Here is a 22,034-nt window from a genome sequence, read left to right as displayed (position 1 = left end):
GTGGGGAATCTCCCATTTTAAACACTTACCCTGTAAGAACTCTAGAGGCACTTTCCGATAGCGATAGCCATGGTTCAAGAAACTTAACGGCTCATAGCGATAGCGTGGCGTTAGCCATAACGGACTTTAGCATATTAACAAATCCCCTCAAACCCTTATACAGTAAGGGTCTGAGGTTAATCTGCACTCGCTAGATTGACGATGTCAAAACAGAAGAATAACTATTCCAGCTATTTTGGTTGAACTTGGGTGATGATTAACTACTGCATTGAAACAGCACTAAGGCGATCGCAATTCAGGGATGATTTAACTGAGAAATTGGCGTTAGAGCGTTGGATGCGGTAGGCGATCGCTGTTAGTTGTGTTATTAATGTAAGCAAGGATTAATACTTAGGGTTTAAGGGGCGATCGCACTACCAGCGAAATAGCCCTAAGTAACCAAGGCAGAAATATTACATGAATCTGGGAATAGCTGCGTAATTTATCCCAGTCATAGCCAGTTAACACTGAAAAGTCAACCGCTGAAAAATCAATTATTTTTAACCATTCACTAATTATTTCTTAATCTCAAGGCTTTAGCTTCAGGAGAAGGTAAGCAAGGTATTAATAAATAGCAAAGCAAGTTAATCCAGGGGATGCCCTACTGTGATTACTATGGTATCTCCAAGGTTCGGGATTTATTTACCACTAGTAATTTATTAAACCACGTACTCAAGAGTTTGACTTACCAAGAAATAACTACTGAACATGGAAATTAGGACTGGCAAATGATAGACACCACACCGATCCGCTTTTCTCAGTTCAATGCCTCTTTAAACCGCAATGCCAATGGTAAATTAGGGGAAGATTTATCTGTACTTGATAATGCTCAAGCCAGAAGTGTAGCAGAAATAATTCAGCGTGTTCAACCGGATATTTTACTGATTAATGAGTTTGATTACTTTACAGAAAATCCCACTCAACCAGTGGAATTATTTCTGCAGAATTATCTGCTTGTGGGTCAAAATGATGCCCAGCCCGTAGATTATCCCTATTACTTTATTGCCCCATCTAACACAGGTATTCCCTCTGGATTTGATTTAAATAATAACGGTGTAGTTGCAACTATTCCCGGCACACCAGGTTATGGTGATGATGCCTTTGGTTTTGGCAGTTATCCCGGTCAATTTGGGATGTTGTTATTGTCTAAATACCCCATTGATCTTAGCAACGTTCGTACCTTCTTGAACTTTCTCTGGCAGGATATGCCAGATTCCCTATTACCCACTATTGCTCTTCCTGGGTCTGATATTCCTTGGTACTCACAAGAAGAACAAGCAGTGCTGCGCCTTTCTTCTAAGAGTCATTGGGATGTACCCATCCAAATCGATGGTAAAACGATTCATGTTTTGGCCAGTCACCCGACACCACCTGTGTTTGATGGTCTAGAAGACCGCAATGGTAAGCGCAACTATGATGAAATCCGCTTTTGGGCTGACTACGTTACTCCTGGGAAAGGTGAGTACATATATGATGATCAGGGAAGAGTAGGAGGTTTAACTCCTGGTTCATCCTTTGTCATCATGGGTGACCAAAATGCTGATCCCTTTGACGGAGATAGTTTCGATCATGCCATTCTTGAACTACTACACAACCCCGGTATTAACACTAATTTTATTCCTAGTAGTGTTGGCGCTGTACAACAGTCAGAATTACAGGGGCGTGCTAATGCTAACCACCAAGGTAATCCAGCTTTCGATACTGCGGATTTTGCTGATAATAACCCTGGTAACCTACGCGCTGACTATGTACTACCTTCATCTGACCTGCAAATTACTAACTCAGCAGTATTTTGGCCTGTAAACACTGACCCCAATTTTTCGCCGGTGGGGACTTTTCCCTTTCCCAGTTCTGATCATCGTTTGGTGTGGGTTGATATTCAACAGCAGCCAGCTGTTTCTGGTAATATTATTCGGGGAGTCGAGTTTCAAGGGCAAACTACCTTTGCCACTGGTTTTATTCCTCCAGGGACGGCGGGAACAATCAATGATGTTAATGTCCCCATGGGAGGATTGTCTGGTGTAGCCTACGATGCTGGCAACAATCTTTACTATGGCATTTCTGATGATCGCTCCCAATTTGGACCGGCTCGTTTCTATACCTTTAACCTTGACCTAGATACATTAAATGTCAACTTTGTCAATGTTACTCCCATCCAAAATACTGATGGTAGTTTATTTGGAGCTTTGACCGTTGATCCAGAAGGTATAGCCTTAACCAATCAGGGTACTATCTTTGTATCCTCTGAGGGTGAGGCAAATATTAATGCTGCACGTATCACTGATCCCTTTGTTAAGGAATATTCCCTGTTAGGGGAAGAAATCCGCTCTTTACCAGTGCCCAATAAATTCTTACCTGTAATTGAGGATACTAATGGTAGTGGGGTTGTGGATGCTGGAGATAGACAAATCTCCGGGGTTCGTAATAACCTAGCCTTTGAAAGTCTGACCATTACACCAGACCAGAGAACCTTATACACTGCCACTGAAAACGCTCTGATTCAAGACGGTGAAAGGTCTTCCCTTGTCAATGGTAGCCCATCCCGGATTATCCAGTACAATTTACTTTCTGGACAACCAGAAAAGGAATATCTCTATATTACCGATGCTGTAGCAGTACCACCAGTACCCGTCACCGCCTTTAGTGATAATGGATTAGTGGATTTACTGGCTATTGATAACCGTGGGACTTTGCTGGCTGTGGAACGGTCTTTTTCTCTTGGGGTTCCCGGAACAGGCTTTACCATCAAGATTTATGAAGTTAGTCTTCAAGGTGCGACTGACATTAGTTTCTACGAGAGCTTGAGCGATTTGAGTTCTGATCAGTTAGCAGGGATTGTACCGGCGCACAAACGCTTACTGTTAAATCTCAATGATTTGAATCTAGATACTGGGTTAGATAATATTGAGGGTTTAGCCTTTGGTCCTGAGTTATCGGATGGTCGTCAGTCGATTGTCCTAGTCAGTGATAATAACTTTAACCAGAACCAATTTACCCAGATTTTAACCCTGAGTGCCGATTTAATTCCTACTGTTATCCCTAGGGTAGAAACTCGTCCTGATCTGTTTGATGATGAAGACCCAGCCCAGGGGTTACTCGACCAAAATGCTGATGCTGATGATCCGGCTATTTATGTTAATGCTATCAATCCTGCGGAGAGTTTGGTGTTAACGGCGGTTAAAAATGCCGGTATCCGGGTTTATGATCTGTCTGGTAACTTATTACAGACGGTCAACCCAGGTAATGTTAGATACAATAACATTGATTTGCAGTATGGTTTTCAGCTGGGGGGAGAGTCTGTAGATATAGCTGTAGCTAGCGATCGCGGTAATGATACACTGGTATTTTTTAAAATCAACCCATCGCCCACAGAACCGGGAGAATATTTAGAAGACATCAGCGATCGCAGTATTGGTAACCTATTCCAAACAGCCCCCTTTAACCCCCCCTATTCCACCTCCTCCCGCAGCGCCTACGGACTGGCTATGTACCGTAGCCCCTTCACCAATGATTACTATGTCTTTGTCAATCGCAGAGAAACGGGGGATGTGGCTCAGTTTCAGGTGATAGACCGGGGTAACGGTAAGATTGGAGTTGAGCGAGTCAGGGAATTTACTATTTCCACCGCAGTCGGTGTTAACCCCCAAACTGAGGGTATGGTGGTAGATCAAGAAACCGGATTCCTGTACGTTGGTCAAGAAAATGTCGGTATTTGGAAGTTCTTAGCAGAACCCACTGCCCATACTAATGGTATCCTCATAGATCAAGTTAAAGCCCTAGGTGGTCAACATCTGACTGATGATGTTGAGGGATTGACTATCTACTACGGTGCTAATGGTGCCGGTTACTTACTAGTATCTAGTCAAGGTGATGACACCTTTGCTGTGTATAATCGCCAGGGTAATAACGAATACTTGGGGAGATTCGCTGTGGGCAGTAATGGTGCCATTGACAGCGTACAAGAGTCTGATGGTGCCGATGTGATTAATGTTCCCCTCGGACCAAACTTCCCTTACGGTTTATTTGTCACCCAAGACGGGAATAATCAACCAGAAAAATTAGTTGAGGATGATGGGGAATTAGAAAACGTCAACAGCAACTTTAAGTTTGTCCCGTGGGAAAATATTGCCGGTGCTTTCCCCACCCCACTGATCATTGATACCACTTCTTATAATCCACGAAGTCCTATTTCACAACCATCAGCAATAATTCAGGGAACAGACGCAAGTGATGACCTGACTATTAGTCAATCTGGGTCTATGGTTTTTACCGGTAACGGTGATGATATGGTGGAAGCTAGTTTGACTAGTAATGTGAATATTTACGCCGGTCGTGGTAATGATCTTGTTTCCCTAGGTAGCAGCAGTTTTGCCAGCGGTGGCGATGGTGATGATACCCTCTATTTAGGAGGCCAGGGGACTGTGGCTGATACGGTTGTAGATGGCGGTCGGGGTAATGACACCCTGATGGTTATAGAAGCAAATGATTCTAATATTCTCCTGGGTGCTGCAGATCATGATCATCTTCAGGTAGCAGAAGGTCGGGGACAAATACTATTTGGTGGTTCCGGTCGGGATGTGCTGCGCTCTAGCTCTAATGGTCATAATCGTCTCTATGGTGGTTCCGGTGATGACCAATTGTATTCTACCGTGGGCGATCGCCTATTTGGTGGCGATGGTAATGATAGTCTCTACGCTGGACAAGGTGGTAACAACTTGCTCTGGGGCGGTGAAGATGCAGATAATTTCTGGCTGGTAGTTGGCGGTTCTTTACCCGATGTACCCAATGTAATCAAAGACTTTGAACTAAGTATAGACCGCATTGGTATGGGTGGTATTACTGCTAACCAAGTTAGTCTATTAAGTCAAAATGGCAACACATTAATTCGAGTTGGTGCTACTGATGTCGCCCTCATTGAAGGGGTAAACCAAACCCAACTCAATGTTAACGATTCCAGTCAGTTTGTCTTTGCCTAAGTATTAATTGATGCGATAGTCTGGGTCGCGGGGGTATTTTACCCCCTTTTGTTCTGTTCTCATCAAGTGATACGATTAATTTTAATAATATTCCCACTTATGGTTGCTAATAAAGCGATCGCATTGAAAATTTGTTGACTGGGGCTGGTGTTTTGTTGGTCAACCGTCAACGGTCAACAATCATGGGAGTTATAATCAAATCAAGCTATACGTAAACTTTTATGACTAAATGGTTTAACACTGCGGGCCCTTGTAAACCAAATATCCACTATACACTACCCACCACCGAACGCCTACCAGAGTTAAAACGCCTGATTGCCCAGCGCAATTACTTTGTTATCCATGCACCGAGACAAACCGGTAAAACCACTGCCATGCTCACCTTAGCACAGGAACTGACAGCCAGTGGTAAATACACCGCCGTCATGGTATCTGTAGAGGTGGGGGCAGCTTTTCCAGATAAACCAGATATCGCCGGTTAGTCAATGCGATCGCCCGTCAAGTTACGGAGTATTTAGCGGAAGATGTAAATATCCCCATCACTGTAGATTTAATTAATCAAGCTAAGGATATCTTAATTCAAAGGCAAGACACCCATTTAGATAGTCTCGCCGAGCGACTGCGAGAGGATAGGGTAAAAGCAATTATTCAACCCATGTTAGCCGGGGATGAGTTAGGCAACGTTCCTGATGATAATTTGCGCTATGTGTTAGATTTAGGTTTATGTAAACGGGATAGAGGTGGTGGACTGGAAATTGCTAATCCTATCTATAGAGAGGTATTTCCGACAACTTTAGCTTTAGATAAGTACTTATCAGGATTAAATCTAGATACAGGATGGTTAGTAATATTTGACCGTCGCCCTGATTTACCCCCCATTAGTGACCGAACCACCACGGAAATAGCCCTGAGTCCCCAGGGCAGAAATATCACAGTCATTCGCGGATAGGTTTGTCATCTATCCCTGTCAACCGTCAACCGTCAACTAATATGCACAGTTTTATTCCCCCTGAAAGGTTTTTTCCCTACCTAACTTGGACTGATATCCAAGCTATGCCAAATAAGGAAAATGTGGTTATTATTCAACCTGTGGGCGCTATTGAACAACATGGACCCCATTTACCTTTAATTGTTGATGCTGCTATTGGTGTGGGAGTGTTGGGGGAAGCTCTCAAAAAGCTAGATGCAAGTATTCCCGCTTATGCTTTACCTACCCTATATTATGGTAAATCCAATGAGCATTGGCATTTTCCCGGAACTATTACTTTAAGTACTCAAACCCTGACAGCAGTAATTATGGAAATGGGGGAAAGTATTTACCGCGCTGGGTTTAGAAAATTGGTGTTAATGAACTCACACGGTGGACAACCCCAAGTTATGCAAATGGTAGCCCGGGATTTACATATTCAATATGGTGATTTTTTGGTGTTTCCCTTATTTACTTGGCGTGTGCCTCATATTACCAAAGAATTATTAACACCCAAGGAAGCAGCCCAAGGTATGCACGCCGGAGATGCTGAAACTAGTATTATGCTGGCAATTCTACCAGAACAGGTAAGAATGGATCAAGCTGTTGCTGAGTATCCACCAGAACAAACAAAAAGCAGTTTACTGAGTTTAGAGGGCAAACTACCTGTTTCTTGGGCTACAAAGGATATAAGTAAAACTGGGGTAATTGGCGATGCTACAACCGCAACCAAGGACAAAGGCGATCGCATCCTGGAATCTGTCTCTAACGGTTGGGTACAAGCTATTAAGGATATTTACGCTTTTGTGCAACCACAACCCCGGTGATAATTTCCATAATATCTGTCTACACCCCATTGAGATTTGTTAGTCTAGATATAGTAAAAATAATGGCTAACAGTTACCTGTTTAGACTCACAGATCATAGTTATGACGGCATTTGAACCTCACAAGCTTCGTTCTTATAGCCAGGAAGATGTCCAGAAAATACTTCAGTTAGCGATCGCTCGTCAAGCTGATGACCAAAATAAGGAATTTTCCTATGAGCAACTGTTAGAAATTGCTCAAGAGTTAGATATATCACCAGAATCTCTCAATCTAGCAGAAGTTGACTGGCGATCGCAACGGAGCGAAATTGAACAAAGACAAGCCTTTAACGCCTACCGCATCGGAAAATTTAAGAAACGTCTGGGTAATTACGCAATTCTTAACAGTTTTTTGATGCTGTTAGATTTCGTCGGCGGTGGCGGTCTTACCTGGTCGTTATATTTCTTAATATTTTGCAGCTGCACATTAGGGCTAGATACTTGGAATACCTTTCAAACTAAGGGGGAAGAGTACGAAATGGCTTTTCAAAAGTGGTATCGTAAACATCAAATCAAACAAACCATCAATACAGTGGTGAGTAGGTGGTTTAAGGCCTTACAAATTTAGCTAAAAGCCAATTTTACCAGAGATAAAACCCCTAGAAAACATCCAGAGGCTTAAACTAACAACAGGTTATTTCATAGCATTTCCCATGCTCGTGAGGTACAATTTTTTTTAGTTTGAGGGAACAGGGAACAGGGAACAGGGAATAGGGAATAGGGAATAGGGAATAGGGAATAGGGAATTGGTGTGTACTTCATGAGCCTGAAAAAGGCTATAAGTTGTTTATTCGTCGCTTTGTAAATATCCTATCGCCGCATCTAATTTAGAAGGATAACCTTCAGCAAACCTTTCAAACCAAAGACCTTCGGAAGAAAACGGATCTAATGTTTTCAACCATGTTTCTGCTTCCCCCCGTAAAGCTGCTAAACCTTGCGCCTTAATTTCAGCTTGGCGAATTTGTTCCTGTTCTATTGCTTGCTGTTTTTGCAACTCCTCAAGCGCATCTTGTTGAGCAAAATCAGTCCGCACCTGCGCCAAAAGACTATCCTCTAAAGATAAAGAGTTTGGTGGTGGTGGAGTTGGGGATTTAGCTGTGTTTTTCTGTGGTTGTGGTCCTGGGGATTTACCCTGATGATATTCAGCTTTGAGTTCACCCAGGAGCTTGTCAAGAGAATCCATGCTTTTAACTTAATCAGTACCCAATTAAAAGTTGAAGAAGCCCAAACCACAAGGGAATCATCTGTGGTTAATTCAATCTTTAACACCGCCAAGCTCAACTAGTCAGTAATAGCATTGAGTAGGACTTCTGATAAACTCATATCTTCCATATCTTCCATGGTCACGGTGTCACAGATATCAAACTTCGCCCCAGCGCTTTGCAAATCATCATCTAAAACCTTGAGAAAGCGGGTAGCTTGTGGGTCTGTACCAACTTGAATCAAGGAAATACTTAATTCTTCGTCGGTATCCATACGGCGAGAAGCTTCGATAATTACCTTCATGACTGCTTTGCGGTCATCGGGTTCCCCATCGGTTACTACCAAGATGATTTCGCCATTGGGCTGAGTTTGACCTACTCTCTTGCGGTGAAAGTAATTCTCAATTGCATCTTTTAACACAGATGCTAAGTCTGTGGAACCAGAAGGGTCATTTTCTTGAAATATTTGTGTGACCTTGGACGCAGTGACATTCTCATAGCGCTTAAATCTACCAGAAAATAAATATACAGTGATCCCATCTGGGTCGAATTGCTCACACTTACTGGCTAAGGCTAGGGTGGATTCTTGTGCAGATTGCCATCTAGTTCTACCACCTTTCTGATCTGGGGTAGCCATGCTCCCGCTTTTGTCGATAATTAGTGTATGGTCCCTACTTTCTAGCATGATTTGATTCCCACTCATAACTATGCCATCTTTAGTATAGCAACTTGTATACAGGCAAGCGATCGCCCCTAGAGTGAGTTAACGCTTGCCATTTAGAGGCTACTATTCCTCTTGGATATCAACCCAAATACTACCTTCTTCCACACGCACAGGGAATACAGGTAGGGTTTTTTGTTGTGAAATCATGGAAAGGACTTTGCCTACACCAGGTGGCCATGGACACCAATCTTTTACCTCTCCAGTACCTAAGTCAAAAGCACTGCGATGTATAGGACAAACAATCGCCCCATCTTCGGTGATTTTGCCATTTTTCATCGGCATTTTTAAATGAGGACAGGTGTTATCTACAGCATAAAGCTGATTCTCATGGTTGACAAGTAAAATTTTACGTATGCCAACTTTTACTACCTGTCTCCCATTGGGTTCGAGCGCATCGGACGCAAGAACTTTAGTCCACCCCATTAGGTTCTCCTTTCTTAATGATCTGCTTTGAGTTTCGCGCAATTGTGACCACTGCGATCGCTGGAATTAACTGATGAAACTGAATATTGTGGGTGTAGGATCTGATCAGATGTAAATTTCCTCAGACTGGCCTACTTTATGCCGAAAAAACGCACACCTTCATCCCAGTCAGCAACTACAACATCACTGGCGCTGTCATCTATCCATCTTCGCATGGAAACTTTAGACAAAGAACACAAGTGGTTATTAAAACAAATTAAGCGAAAACGGACGGAACTGCAGAACTTTTTGACACAAATGCGTTCCGTAGCCACGGATGTCTTAAATCGCTATCATCCCCATTTCCAAGAACTGGTAGATATTGACCGAGAAATTCATACTCTGTTTGATGAAATCTTGAATAAAAGAAAGTTGGGTAAACAGAGCAAAAAAGATATTCAAGCAATTTACTATCAACTCCAATTTGCCAGAATTATCACTCCTGAGCCTAGTAATTATGCAGAATCTCAAGACACACAGGAGGTAACAGATGATTTCTCACATCAGCAGAGAGAAGAACACAGTCAATACCAAGAAACCCAGCAGAACCTCAACTTTTCTTCAGTAAACAAATCTGAAGCCGCCAGAAAAATTCGCCAGACATTTCTAAGTTTAGCAGAAATATTTCACCCAGACAAGGTAAAAGATAGGGAAACTCAAATACTGCATACTGAAATTATGAAGGAAATCAACAAAGCCTACCAAGAGGGTGACTTAGCCAGACTCTTGGAAATTGAACAGCAACATCAATCAGGAAAATATATTGATATGAATAATCAAGACGATTTAAATCGTCAATGCATAAGGATAGAACAGCAAAATCAAATCCTCAAAACTCAGTATCATAAATTGAAACAGGAACTTCGCCTAGTGAAAAATACCCCAGAAGGCACAATGGTTACTGACTGTCGCAAAGCCGCGCGATCAGGAATAGATGCTATTGCAAGTATGGTGGAACAAGTAGAAGCTGAAATTAAAACTATTACTGCTATCCGCGATTTTGTGAGAGCCTTTAGAGAACAGAAAATCACTATCAGCGAATTCCTCGCTGGACCAGAAATTATGCGCAACTTCACCCAAGACACCATGGATGAGCACCTTGAAGAAATGTTTTTTGAGTTGGGTAAAATTATGTTTTTCTAAGAGGATGTTTTAAAAGTGTTTTAGTCTACCCTAACCCTCCCATTGACAGGGGAATGGGACTTGATTTTATTGCTTCGCTTTTTGGTAAGGGGGTATTAATGGGGGTAAAAATCTGATAAAAATTCCCTCTGGGAAAGTTATAAAACAACTTCTAGAAATCAGAATTAAAAGTTCCACAAAATATAATTAGATATCTTATCATGTCCCAAGAAAAAATATTACTCAAACCTGACAGGTTGTGGAAAAGTATCAAGGATCAGACCAAATACGCCCTAGAATGTGGGGCGCTGCTGTCAATACCGACTGATTTTGAATTGGTCGAAGACAATGGCGTTAAATTTTTAGTCAGAATTTTATCTAATCTGCTCCGCAAGGATACAGACAAGGAGCAGCAAAAGAAAAAAACTAATCCCTTTCTTCCCTATGAGCAAGATTTATTCGTTGCCGATATTTCCCAGAGTCATGTTTGTATATTAAACAAGTTCAATGTTGTTGACTATCACCTGCTAATTATTACCCGTGCCTTTGAAGAACAGGAAAAATTACTCACCCTAGAGGATTTTACAGCTATGTGGGCTTGTCTAGCTGAGTTTGAGGGTTTGGCGTTTTACAATGGTGGTAAACTTGCTGGAGCTAGTCAGCCACATAAACACCTGCAAATTGTACCCTTACCACTCACGCTTTCAGGGCTGCAAATACCTATAGAACCCCTACTGACATCCGCAGCATTTGTAGATTCTGTAACTACTATACCAGGATTGCCTTTTGTTCACGCTTTGGGCAAACTAAACCCCAGGGATTCGCCATACACAGCCGCAATAACTACACTAGAGCTATATCATACCTTATTAAGTGCTGTGGGGTTAGAAGCCCTTGACGACAACAGACAATCTGGAGCTTACAATCTTTTAGCTACACGGGAATGGATGTTAATTATACCGCGATCGCGTGAGGATTTTCATGGTATATCTATCAACTCCTTGGGATTTGCGGGGGCGTTGCTGGTACGAAACCAGGAACAAATGCAGATAATTAAACAATACGGCCCAATGACTATCCTCAAGAATGTGGCTTTAGCAGTGCCCTGAGTCAGTATTTCAGTGGTTCAGCCCTAACTGTACCGTGCTCAAACTCCTATTTCTAGATGAATTTAGCAAAATTGGCGGTTTACTTATTTACTTATGTTATGATTCGTATTAACATGGCTTTATGCTTTGTGCTGCATTTCTCATTTCCTCACCAGTATTTGGCGAATTAAGTTACCCGGAGTAACTCAGAATGAGAATGCTACTGGCGACAAACTTGATTCTTTTGAGCCTACAACTATTGCTGAAAAAGAGTAAAGTTTTGTTACAATGTTTTTAACCGTGTTGAAATTATGAATTTTCAGGAACAGAGGCTGGTATTAACTTAATTGAGGTAAACAGGAATTATCCTGAAATTCTCAATAGAGTCTAATCAGTAACTTTCATGTTTAGCTATTTTGTGCTTTGAGACTAATGCAAAACAACAGCAATTAGATGGTCAATAATGGTTGTGATCTCACATCTCATCGCATAAATAGACAACATAAGTAGACAACGATAGGAGTTTGACCAAGTTTAGCCTTGGGTAAGTTGCTAGAGTCAAAATACAGTGGGACTAGTTAACAATTAGAGAAAGTTTCTAGAAATCCACTGTCGTTCTCAGCTAAATAGAATGTGATGAGTTTAGCAATATAAGGTTTGATGTCATGCTAAGAAACAGCGAAATCGGGGTTAATCATGGTTCTAACCTCAAATTAAAGCTTGGAGATCAACATTACACATATTTTTCCAGGACTGGAATTTTAAGGAATCTCACCATCGGAAAGCCACTAAAATAAAAGATAGTGGAATGAATCTTTCCACTATTGAAGTCAAGAATCCCCAGATGCGAAGTGGATCTGTGATATTCACAAATCTGGGACATTTGACTAGTTTAAGTGTGCTCTCCCATGAGAGCTTAACCGAATTACATAATTTACTCCGATGAATGGTTTTGTTTAATCACATTACCAGTCAGTAAAAAAATTAAGCTTTTTTATGGAAAGCTCATTTTGTCTTGTTTTTGTTCTCAAAAGCGCAAAAGCATGATTTTTTGCTGGCGTTCATCAGGGTAAATCGTAATTTTTGCCGAAATAGTGAATTTTTTAGTTGGAATCCAGTCAAGAAACATGAATAAAGTTCAAGCATCCTTTAAAGCTACAGAAAGTGTGTTTCACGTGGAAGGTTACGAAAAAATTGACTTTAGTCTTGTCTATGTGAATGGTGCATTTGATATCAAAAACAGAGAAATTGCTGACAGCTATGAGAAATTTGGCCGCTGTCTGACTGTGATTGATGCTAATGTCTATGAACTTTACGGTCAGCAGATCAACTCATATTTCCAGCACTATGAGATTAAACTGACAGTATTTCCCATCATCATTACTGAACCCGCTAAAACCTTAGAAACTTTTGAAAAAATTGTCGATGCTTTTTCCAACTTTGGCTTAGTTCGTAAGGAACCGGTTTTAGTCGTTGGTGGTGGTCTAGTTACTGATGTGGCGGGATTTGCTTGCGCTGCTTACCGTCGTAAGAGTAACTATATTCGCGTTCCTACCACCTTAATTGGTTTAATTGATGCAGGTGTAGCGATTAAGGTCGCAGTTAATCATCGCAAGTTGAAAAATCGCTTGGGAGCATATCATGCACCTTTGAAGGTAATTCTGGACTTCTCATTTTTGAAGACCTTGCCAATATCTCAAGTTCGCAATGGGATGGCAGAATTAGTTAAGATTGCTGTAGTTTCTAACTCGCAAGTGTTTGAACTACTATACGAATATGGCGAACAACTGCTTTCCACTCACTTTGGACACGTGAATGCTACAGCAGAACTTAAAGAGATTGCCCATAAGGTGAACTATGAGGCTATCAAGACTATGCTAGAGTTGGAAACTCCTAACTTGCATGAAATAGACCTTGATCGCGTCATTGCTTACGGACACACTTGGAGTCCTACCCTAGAATTAGCACCCCGTGTACCTCTCTATCATGGTCATGCGGTAAACATAGATATGGCTTTGTCTGCAACCATCGCGGCAAAACGGGGGTATATTTTTACAGCGGAGCGCGATCGCATCCTAGATTTGATGAGTCGTATAGGTTTATCTCTGGATCATCCTCTACTAAATAGCGATTTGCTCTGGTATGCTACCGAGTCTATCAGCTTAACACGAGATGGCAAACAACGCGCTGCTATGCCTCGTCCCATTGGTGAGTGCTTCTTTGTTAATGATCTCACCCGTGAAGAACTTGATGCGGCTTTAGTTGAACATAAAAAACTTTGTGCTCAATACCCCCGGAAGGGAGAAGGGGTTGATGCATACATTGAAACTCAAGAAGCCAAACTACTGGAGGTGTAAAGGGATGACCAGTATTGTAGGAAAACAAACAGCTAGACCAATAACCCCACATAGCATCTTAGTCCTCCAGCTAGAGAAAACCCTGAAATTAGCACAACAAAGCAATATTCCCCCAGAGATATTAGATTCCCTGCGCCAGTCCGTGCAATTAGCAGCAGGTTTAGACCCCTATTTGGATGATTACACCACCCCGGAATCTAGACCCCTAGCAGCATTGGCGCAAAAAACTAGTCAAGAAGATTGGGGTAAACGCTTTAGCGATCGCGAAACAGTGCGTCAATTAGAGCAGGAAATGCTCTCAGGACATCTAGAGGGACAGACATTGAAAATGTTTGTTCACATGACCAAAGCCAAGCGCATTCTAGAAGTAGGAATGTTCACCGGATATTCAGCTTTAGCTATGGCTGAAGCTTTACCAAGGGATGGAAAACTGATAGCTTGTGAAGTAGACTCCTATGTGGCAAAATTTGCTCAAGCTTGCTTTGGTGAATCTCCAGACGGCTATAAAATAGTTGTAGAAGTAGCACCAGCCCTAGAGACTCTACACAAATTAGCAGCCAGAAAAGAATCATTTGATTTGATTTTCATCGATGCTGACAAAAAGGAGTATGTAGAGTACTTCCACACTATCTTAGACCATCATTTACTAACCACCGATGGCTTAATATGCGTGGATAATACGTTGTTACAGGGACAAGTTTATTTACCACCAGAACAACGCACAGCCAATGGTCAAGCGATCGCACAGTTTAATTCTGTAGTCGCCGCCGATCCTCGTGTGGAGCAAGTTCTCTTACCCATCCGAGATGGTGTGACTCTGATTAGACGCATAGCGTAACCAAGCTTTCAGGGAGATGAACAGGATCAATGCTTCCTCATCTCCCCCTACCTTCCTATTCTTGATATTTAGTGATAGATAAAACCTGACAACCGGCTTTCATGGTAACAATACTGACTACATTCCAAACTCTTGGTACCCTCGTCTTATTACTAATAGCCTTACCCTTCAATGCTTTGATAGTATTAACATCTTTGCTGTGGAGCCTTGTGAAATCGCCATTCACCCAAAAAAAAGTTCAACAGCAGACTATCCTGGTAAGTGGAGCCAAGATGACCAAAGCATTGCAACTGGCTCGTTGTTTCCATGCAGACGGGCACAGAGTTATTCTGATTGAAACTCACAAATACTGGTTATCTGGTCATAGATTCTCCCGTTCTGTCAGTGCTTTTTATACAGTTCCAGCACCTCAATCAGACCCAGACGGCTATATCCAGGCCTTAGTAGAAATCGTGAGAAAAGAGCAAGTTGACGTTTATGTACCTGTATGTAGCCCTGTAGCTAGTTACTACGACTCCTTGGCAAAGCCAATACTATCAGAATATTGCGAGGTTTTCCACTTTGATGCAGATATTACCAAGATGCTAGATGATAAATTTGCTTTTACCCAGCAGGCGCGAAAGCTTGGTTTATCCGTCCCCAAGTCCTTTAAAATCACCGATCCACAACAAGTTATCAATTTTGATTTTAGTCAAGAAACCCGCAAATATATTCTCAAAAATCTGGCTTACGACTCTGTTCGCCGCTTAAATTTAACCAAACTTCCCTGCGAAACCCCAGAGGAGACAGCGGCCTTTGTCAACAGTTTACCCATCAGTTCCGAAAACCCTTGGATTATGCAAGAGTTTATTCCTGGTAAGGAGTTATGTACACATAGCACAGTGCGGGACGGGGAATTAAGACTACATTGTTGCTCCCACTCTTCTGCATTTCAAATCAACTATGAAAACGTCGAAAATTCCCAAATTCGTGAATGGGTGCAACACTTCGTTAAAAGTTTAGCACTGACTGGGCAAGTTTCCTTTGACTTTATCCAAGCTGAAGATGGGACAGTTTACGCCATTGAATGCAATCCCCGTACCCATTCGGCGATCACAATGTTCTACAATCATCCTGGTGTTGCACAAGCCTATCTTGGTAAAACTCCCCTACCTACAGTTTTGGAACCCCTAGCAACTAGCAAGCCCACTTACTGGATATATCACGAAATCTGGCGACTAACTGGTATCCGTTCCTGGAAACAATTGCAAACATCTGTGAATACCCTCCTCAAGGGTACTGATGCTATTTTCTGCTTTGATGACCCTGTACCATTTTTGACTCTACATCATTGGCAGATTACCTTGCTCTTGCTGAAAAATCTACAACAGCTTAAAGGTTGGGTAAAAATAGACTTCAATATTGGCAAGTTGGTAGAGTTAGGTGGCGATTAAAAGATAAATTTTTCCTTGGCTGCTATTTATAGGAAAGTCTATTATGTCTGTACTTCGTATTCTGCATTTGGTGGGGTCTGCATACAATGAGTTTTATAGTCATTTATCACGCCTTTATGCTCAAGACTGTTTGACAGCAACGGCAGATTCATCACGCTATGATTTTCAGATTGCATACGTTACACCTGATGGCCAGTGGCGTTTTCCTCCCTCTCTTAGTCCAGAGGATATCGCTATCACTAAACCGATGTCTCTAGGGGATGCTGTTAAATTTATTACATCGCAAAACATTGACCTGGCGTTACCACAAATGTTTTGTATTCCGGGAATGACTTACTACCGTGCCCTATTCGACCTGCTGAATATTCCTTATATTGGCAATACTGCCGATATTATGGCAATAGGTAGCCACAAAGCCAGAACTAAAGCAATTGTCGCTGCAGCAGGAGTGAAAGTACCTCGAGGAGAATTACTCCGCCCAGGAGATATACCCACAATTACACCACCAGTAGTCATCAAACCCGTTAGTTCTGACAATTCTTTAGGAGTGGCTTTAGTCAAGGAGGCTACTGATTATCAGGCTGCTTTGCAGACAGCATTTCAATATGCAGATGAGGTGATTGTAGAAACATTCATCCCACTCGGTCGAGAAGTTAGATGTGGTATCCTTGTTAAGGAGGGAGAGTTATTGGGTTTACCCCTAGAAGAGTATAAGTTAGACCCCCACGACAAACCTATCCGCAAATATGCTGATAAACTCAAGGAAACCGATGATGGTAACTTGGATTTTAGCGCTAAAGATCACACCAAGTCTTGGATTGTGGACTGTAATGACCCTATGACCCCACGGGTGCAGGAAGTAGCTAAACTCTGTCATCAGGCCTTGGGTTGTCGCCACTATAGTTTATTTGATTTCCGCATCGATCCAGATGGACAACCTTGGTTTTTAGAGGCTGGTTTATATTGTTCTTTTTCTCCGAGAAGTGTGATTTCCTCCATGGCCAAAACAGCGGGAATTCCTCTCAATGAATTATTCATGACGGTTATTCATGAAACTTTGCGTAGTAATCAATGAAATTTACTCAATTTCTGTTACTAGCCATTGCCATTCAGTAACGACATTCTCAGGTATATTGATCAGCAATGGCTTGACATTTTTAGTCGGCACATATAGTTTAAGTGCATCGGTGGTTCCCAGTTGGGGGAGAATTTTAGTTAATTCATATTCACCCACATTGGGAGCAGGTGCAGTTAAGCCATAGGCATCTGATGCACTCAATAGTTTTCCTGATGTTGTCTCAATTACTAATGGTTGCGGGTGAGCAATTTCTACAATCCCCGGAAAACCCACTAGGCGTAATCTTAAATCTTTGATTGCACTGTTGTAATTTTGTTTGAACAATAGCACCTGCCAAGTATAGCCTTTTTCATCTTTGATAGATACTTGGGAATGATAGCGCAAAACACCAGGGGAATCATGATGTTGTCGCAGTAATGCCTCTGCTGATTGCACACCCCATGCACTAAAAGTCAAGGTGACCAGGATTACTATAGCCCAAGTCCAGAAGTATTGCCAGACTTTTTGCTTGAGGTCATACATACGGTCAAGGGAATTCTCATGAGTAGAAACACAAAACCCGAACTACCCTAACTATAGCGTCAGTTGAGATAGGAAGTCCTCATTTTAGATTTATGTCGGAGTGTCAAATTAAATTATTTCTTGTCCTCGATGATGAGCCGCTTGTAATAATAAAGACTCCGCAAAAGCGATCGCATCTGTGGCGGACTTACCACCAGCTAACTGCGCCAGTTCTTCCCGGCGATTGGTCATATTCTCTAAACTAGTGACTCTTACCACCGTCCTAACCTCAGTATTATTACTCTGAGGAATAGTTTGTTTATCTACACGAAAATGTCGGTCAGCCATGGCCGCCACTAAGGGCTGATGGGTAACACATAAAACTTGGTTATTTTGACTTAGCTGGTGTAATTTTTCTGCGATCGCTTGGGCGACCCTCCCAGAAACCCCCACATCAATTTCATCAAATATCATAGTTTCCGCCGCATCCCCTCGGGAAAAACAAGCTTTCAGCGCCAGTAAAAAGCGACTCATTTCCCCCCCGGAAGCGATCGCTATTAAAGGTTGCATGGGTTCCCCAGGGTTAGGACTAAACATAAAGGTAATTTTGTCCGCACCTGTGGCTGTGGGGGAAATAGGCACGATCTCCACTTGAAACTTTACCTTTTCCATAGCTAAAGGCTTGAGTTCACACAGTAATTCAGATTCTAAATCCGCAGCGGTTTGCCGACGCAATTTAGTTAACTGTTCACAGACTTGGGTTAGCTGGGCAAAACAGGCCATTTCCTGCTGTTCTAGACTTTCAATCGACTGTTCACCATCATTGAGTTCTGCCAACTCGTCTAGTATGCGTTGGTAGTGGGCGATCGCCTCTGTGAGGGTAGGGCCATACTTACGACAAATTTGCTTTAATTCTTGAATGCGCTCTTCTACTGCTTGCAATCTTTGGGGGTCGGCTTCTAAACTACTTCCGTAAGTATTAATTTGCCTTCCCACTTCCATGATCATAGTTTGAGCATCCCTGACCAAATCTAACAAAGGTTGCAATTGGCCATCGTACTCCACCATATCAGTTAATGTCGCCTCGCTGTCTGCTAATAAATCCGTTACAGAAGGGGTTTCATTATCGTTTTGATACAAGGATTGATAGACCTTGTAACTCATCTGTTGCAGTTCCACTACATGATTGAGGCGTTCCCGTTCTTGCTGGAGTTGTTCCCATTCCAGAGGATCTTGGAGGTTAGCAGTTCTCAATTCTTGGATTTGATACCTGAGCAAATCGAGTTGCTGTAGACGTTCCCGTTCTGATGTCCGGCGTTTTTCCAAGACCAGATAAGCTCTTTGATAAGCACTAAAGGTTGTGGCAATGATTTGACGCTGTTGCATCAGTAAGTCACCACCATACACATCTAACCATTCTCGGACTTGGGCCGGCTGTCCTACCTGTAAAGTTTGACCTTGGGCGGTGATTTCCACCAGGCGATCGCGCAGCCCTCCCATGATCTGGCGATTCACTAACACCCCATTTACCCGCGATCTACTACGGATATTACTACTACTGCCAGTAATTTCTCGGCTAACTATTACACAGTTATCTTCAATCAAATCGATTTCCTGTGCTATCAACCAAGTGGTTAAGGAAGGTGATAGGGTGAAAGTAGCTTCTACCAGTGAACGATTCGTTCCCGTGCGAATAACTCGACTAGAGATTTTACCCCCCAAAGCCGCATCAATGGCATCCAAGATAATGGATTTTCCCGCACCGGTTTCACCTGTTAGTACATTGAGACCAGGGCCAAATTCCAGCTCTAGTTGATCAATCAGGGCAAAATTTTCGATTCGCAGCCAAAGCAACATCAAGCCAAATTCTCCAAGAGGACAGATGCGGGTACTTTTAACTTACAGAACACTAAGCAGGTTATTTTTCTTACTTCTTGGTGCATTGTGGGCATATTGTTATGATACAACGCTTTTCTCTGGAAAGTCTATAATTGTTCTCCCTATAAGTATCAGTTGAGGGTAGGGAATCTCGAGATATTATTGAACTAGTAAGCCATTTTACTAGTTATTAGTAGTTTGGAATGGATAACCCGCCCTGATAACTTGGGGAAAAACTCTAATTTATCCCTGTTTGAGGGATGATTCTTTGTAAACTTATTGTTACAATACTTTACATGCTTAATCCTCTCGGTGGCTTCCTTCATGATTGTTAAGACACTTTCCCCGACTTCGCGCAAAACCGAGGACGAACCACAAGTTACTCCAGTAGTAACAGAAAATGGCATATCAACCTTAGTTGTTGATTCACCAAAATCTATGATTAACCAAAAGTCCGATACTGAGGCTATACCTTACGATCCCCAAGAGATTAGGGAACATTATCGCCAGCGCCCCCTAAAAGTTGTGCGGCGTATTTTCGCAGTCTTAGGGCCGACCCTTTCCTTTCTATTTGGGTTGTGGTGGGACAACCGCCGGGGAATAGTGGTGAAAAAAGACCCCCGTCGAGCTGTTCAACTGCGAGAACTACTCACGAAATTGGGGCCGGCTTACATTAAAATCGGACAGGCTTTATCTACTAGACCAGATTTGGTTCCCCCCGCATATCTAGAAGAATTAACTAGGTTACAAGACCAATTACCGCCGTTTCCTAACGCCATCGCTTACCAATTTATTGAAGAAGAATTAGGCGCACCACCAGAGGAAATTTACGCCCAACTCTCCGAACAGCCCATTGCGGCGGCTTCTTTGGGGCAAGTTTATAAAGGTAAATTGAAAACTGGTGAAGAAGTCGCTATTAAAGTCCAACGCCCTGATTTAAGAGAAGCAATTACTATTGACTTGTTTATTTTGCGCCAACTCGCCGCTTGGGTAAAAAATAAAGTTAAACGAATACGCAGTGACTTAGTTGGTATCCTCGATGAATTAGGCGATCGCATCTTTGAAGAGATGGATTATATTCATGAGGGAGAAAATGCCGAACGCTTTTTCGAGTTATATGGTCACATAAAAGATATTTACATCCCGAAAATTTACTGGGAATACACCAATCGTCGCGTCCTGACCATGGAGTGGATAAGCGGCACAAAATTAACCCAAACCGCCGAAATCAACGCCCAAGGTATAGATGCTCGTTATCTGATTGAAGTGGGTGTCCAATGTTCCCTGCGCCAGCTACTCGAACACGGATTTTTCCATGCTGACCCTCACCCAGGTAATTTATTAGCCACACCAGAGGGGAAATTGGCTTATCTCGACTTTGGCATGATGAGTCAGGTACAACCGCCCCAGCGTTATGGTTTAATTGAAGCGATCGTTCACGTCGTTAACCGTGACTTTGAAGGTTTAGCCAACGATTACGTTAAACTAGATTTTTTATCACCAGACACCGACTTAACACCCATAATTCCCGCCTTTGCAAGAGTCTTTGCTGATGCTCAAGGAGCCAGCGTTGCTGACTTGAACATTAAAAGCATCACTGATGAACTCTCAGCTTTGATGTATGAATATCCTTTCCGCGTACCTCCTTACTACGCTTTAATTATTCGCTCCCTGGTAACCCTCGAAGGTATCGCTATATATATAGATCCCAACTTCAAAGTTCTCAGCGAAGCCTATCCTTATGTTGCGAAACGTCTGTTAACCGACGAAGCACCACAATTAAGAACATCACTGCAAAACTTACTATTTAAAGATGAAAAATTCCGTTGGAATCGGTTAGAAAACTTGTTACGTAATGCGAAGAAAAATCAGGATTACGACTTCAATCTAGTTTTAAACCAGGGAGTCGAGTTTCTTTCTTCTGAACGGGGTGCATTCATTCGCAACAAAATAGTAGATGAATTTCTCAATGGAGTTAATGCTGTAGGTAAAAATGTTCTGCACAACTTCACTTATATCCTGCGCGAAAGAGTAGGTTTAACAGCAGTTCACGAAATCCCAAAGGCCACAGTTGAGCAACAACAAACCTTAGACCATATTAAACGCATTTTAAATATTCTTCGGGAAAACCGTGATTTTGATCCGGTGGAATTAGCTCCCCAACTGGCCCAACTGTTAGTAAATCCAGGTGTACAGCGGTTGGGTCAACAAATTACTAATCGCCTGGCGCAAAAAGCCATAGCGCGTTTAATTCGCGAGTTATTAGCATCCGAAGAACTCGATAGTACTAAGGCTCTTCCCTTAGCTAAACCCGCAAGAGTTTAACTCAATATCTGAGAAGTTAACACCCCCCTCTTCTTACCCTATCCATTACCCGGATCTTTCTTAACATTCGTGAGAGCGATCGCTCGCAAACCCCCAAACCTTAATCCTCCGTTGATGATTATCAATAAAATAAGGTTTTTATCAATAAGAATAAGGTACATTTTGTCAAGAGTAGGGAA

The 22,034-nt window shown here is 42.2% G+C and carries 15 protein-coding genes and 1 pseudogene; 11 read left to right on the top strand and 5 right to left on the bottom strand.

Annotation, left to right across the window (positions count from 1 at the left end; translation table 11 throughout):
* Window positions 1-767: 767 nt before the first annotated feature.
* From NWP21_RS09080 to NWP21_RS09065, 4 genes and pseudogenes are all read left to right on the top strand, one after another.
* Window positions 768-5,015, top strand: coding sequence for a phytase (locus tag NWP21_RS09080; protein WP_280792436.1), 4,248 nt, complete (start codon window positions 768-770; stop codon window positions 5,013-5,015).
* 221 nt (window positions 5,016-5,236) lie between these two features.
* Window positions 5,237-5,964, top strand: a pseudogene (locus NWP21_RS09075) (hypothetical protein).
* Between the two features lie 41 nt (window positions 5,965-6,005).
* Entirely contained in the window at window positions 6,006-6,809 is an 804-nt protein-coding gene (locus NWP21_RS09070) for a creatininase family protein (RefSeq protein WP_280792441.1), read from the top strand.
* Window positions 6,810-6,911: 102 nt separating this feature from the next.
* Window positions 6,912-7,415 carry a 2TM domain-containing protein gene (locus NWP21_RS09065; protein ID WP_280792435.1) on the top strand — a complete coding sequence of 168 codons (504 nt, stop codon included), beginning with the start codon at window positions 6,912-6,914 and terminating at the stop codon, window positions 7,413-7,415.
* Between the two features lie 219 nt (window positions 7,416-7,634).
* Here NWP21_RS09065 and NWP21_RS09060 read toward each other — a convergent pair whose 3' ends face one another.
* The 3 genes from NWP21_RS09060 to NWP21_RS09050 all read right to left on the bottom strand — a co-directional run bounded on the left by NWP21_RS09060 (window position 7,635) and on the right by NWP21_RS09050 (window position 9,196).
* A complete protein-coding gene (locus NWP21_RS09060) occupies window positions 7,635-8,030 on the bottom strand; it encodes a hypothetical protein (RefSeq protein WP_280792434.1) in 396 nt (131 codons plus the stop codon).
* 98 nt (window positions 8,031-8,128) lie between these two features.
* Entirely contained in the window at window positions 8,129-8,734 is a 606-nt protein-coding gene (locus NWP21_RS09055; RefSeq protein ID WP_280792433.1) for a VWA domain-containing protein, read from the bottom strand.
* 102 nt (window positions 8,735-8,836) lie between these two features.
* A complete protein-coding gene (locus NWP21_RS09050) occupies window positions 8,837-9,196 on the bottom strand; it encodes a Rieske (2Fe-2S) protein (RefSeq protein ID WP_280792432.1) in 360 nt (119 codons plus the stop codon).
* A gap of 138 nt (window positions 9,197-9,334) precedes the next feature.
* Here NWP21_RS09050 and NWP21_RS09045 point away from each other — a divergent pair, with 138 nt between their 5' ends.
* From NWP21_RS09045 to NWP21_RS09020, 6 genes are all read left to right on the top strand, one after another.
* Window positions 9,335-10,378: a J domain-containing protein gene (locus NWP21_RS09045; protein ID WP_280792431.1), complete on the top strand. Its 1,044-nt coding sequence runs from the start codon at window positions 9,335-9,337 to the stop codon at window positions 10,376-10,378.
* A gap of 200 nt (window positions 10,379-10,578) precedes the next feature.
* The gene (locus NWP21_RS09040) at window positions 10,579-11,466 is read left to right on the top strand and encodes a phosphorylase (protein WP_280792430.1); all 888 of its coding nucleotides are present in this window, start codon (window positions 10,579-10,581) and stop codon (window positions 11,464-11,466) included.
* A 1,106-nt stretch (window positions 11,467-12,572) separates the two neighbouring features.
* Window positions 12,573-13,802 (top strand): sedoheptulose 7-phosphate cyclase, encoded by a 1,230-nt coding sequence (locus NWP21_RS09035; protein ID WP_271730855.1) that lies wholly within the window; start codon window positions 12,573-12,575, stop codon window positions 13,800-13,802.
* Between the two features lie 4 nt (window positions 13,803-13,806).
* Window positions 13,807-14,640, top strand: a complete 834-nt coding sequence (locus tag NWP21_RS09030; protein WP_271730857.1) for a class I SAM-dependent methyltransferase — start codon at window positions 13,807-13,809, stop codon at window positions 14,638-14,640.
* 101 nt (window positions 14,641-14,741) lie between these two features.
* Window positions 14,742-16,073: an ATP-grasp domain-containing protein gene (locus tag NWP21_RS09025; RefSeq protein ID WP_280792429.1), complete on the top strand. Its 1,332-nt coding sequence runs from the start codon at window positions 14,742-14,744 to the stop codon at window positions 16,071-16,073.
* 43 nt (window positions 16,074-16,116) lie between these two features.
* Entirely contained in the window at window positions 16,117-17,148 is a 1,032-nt protein-coding gene (locus tag NWP21_RS09020) for a D-alanine--D-alanine ligase (RefSeq protein ID WP_280792428.1), read from the top strand.
* Window positions 17,149-17,151: 3 nt separating this feature from the next.
* Here the strand turns inward: NWP21_RS09020 and NWP21_RS09015 are convergent, their stop codons facing one another.
* Both NWP21_RS09015 and recN read right to left on the bottom strand, forming a co-directional pair.
* Window positions 17,152-17,673 (bottom strand): DUF3122 domain-containing protein, encoded by a 522-nt coding sequence (locus NWP21_RS09015; protein WP_280792427.1) that lies wholly within the window; start codon window positions 17,671-17,673, stop codon window positions 17,152-17,154.
* A 108-nt stretch (window positions 17,674-17,781) separates the two neighbouring features.
* Entirely contained in the window at window positions 17,782-19,509 is a 1,728-nt protein-coding gene (gene recN / locus NWP21_RS09010) for a DNA repair protein RecN (protein WP_280792440.1), read from the bottom strand.
* A gap of 345 nt (window positions 19,510-19,854) precedes the next feature.
* On the opposite strand from recN, the gene NWP21_RS09005 reads away from it, so the two are divergent.
* The gene (locus tag NWP21_RS09005; protein WP_280792426.1) at window positions 19,855-21,855 is read left to right on the top strand and encodes an AarF/ABC1/UbiB kinase family protein; all 2,001 of its coding nucleotides are present in this window, start codon (window positions 19,855-19,857) and stop codon (window positions 21,853-21,855) included.
* Window positions 21,856-22,034 lie beyond the last annotated feature (179 nt).

This window comes from Anabaenopsis sp. FSS-46, from assembly GCF_029891665.1.
Lineage (GTDB): Bacteria > Cyanobacteriota > Cyanobacteriia > Cyanobacteriales > Nostocaceae > Anabaenopsis > Anabaenopsis arnoldii.
This window is presented reverse-complemented; position numbering and strand designations above follow the sequence as displayed.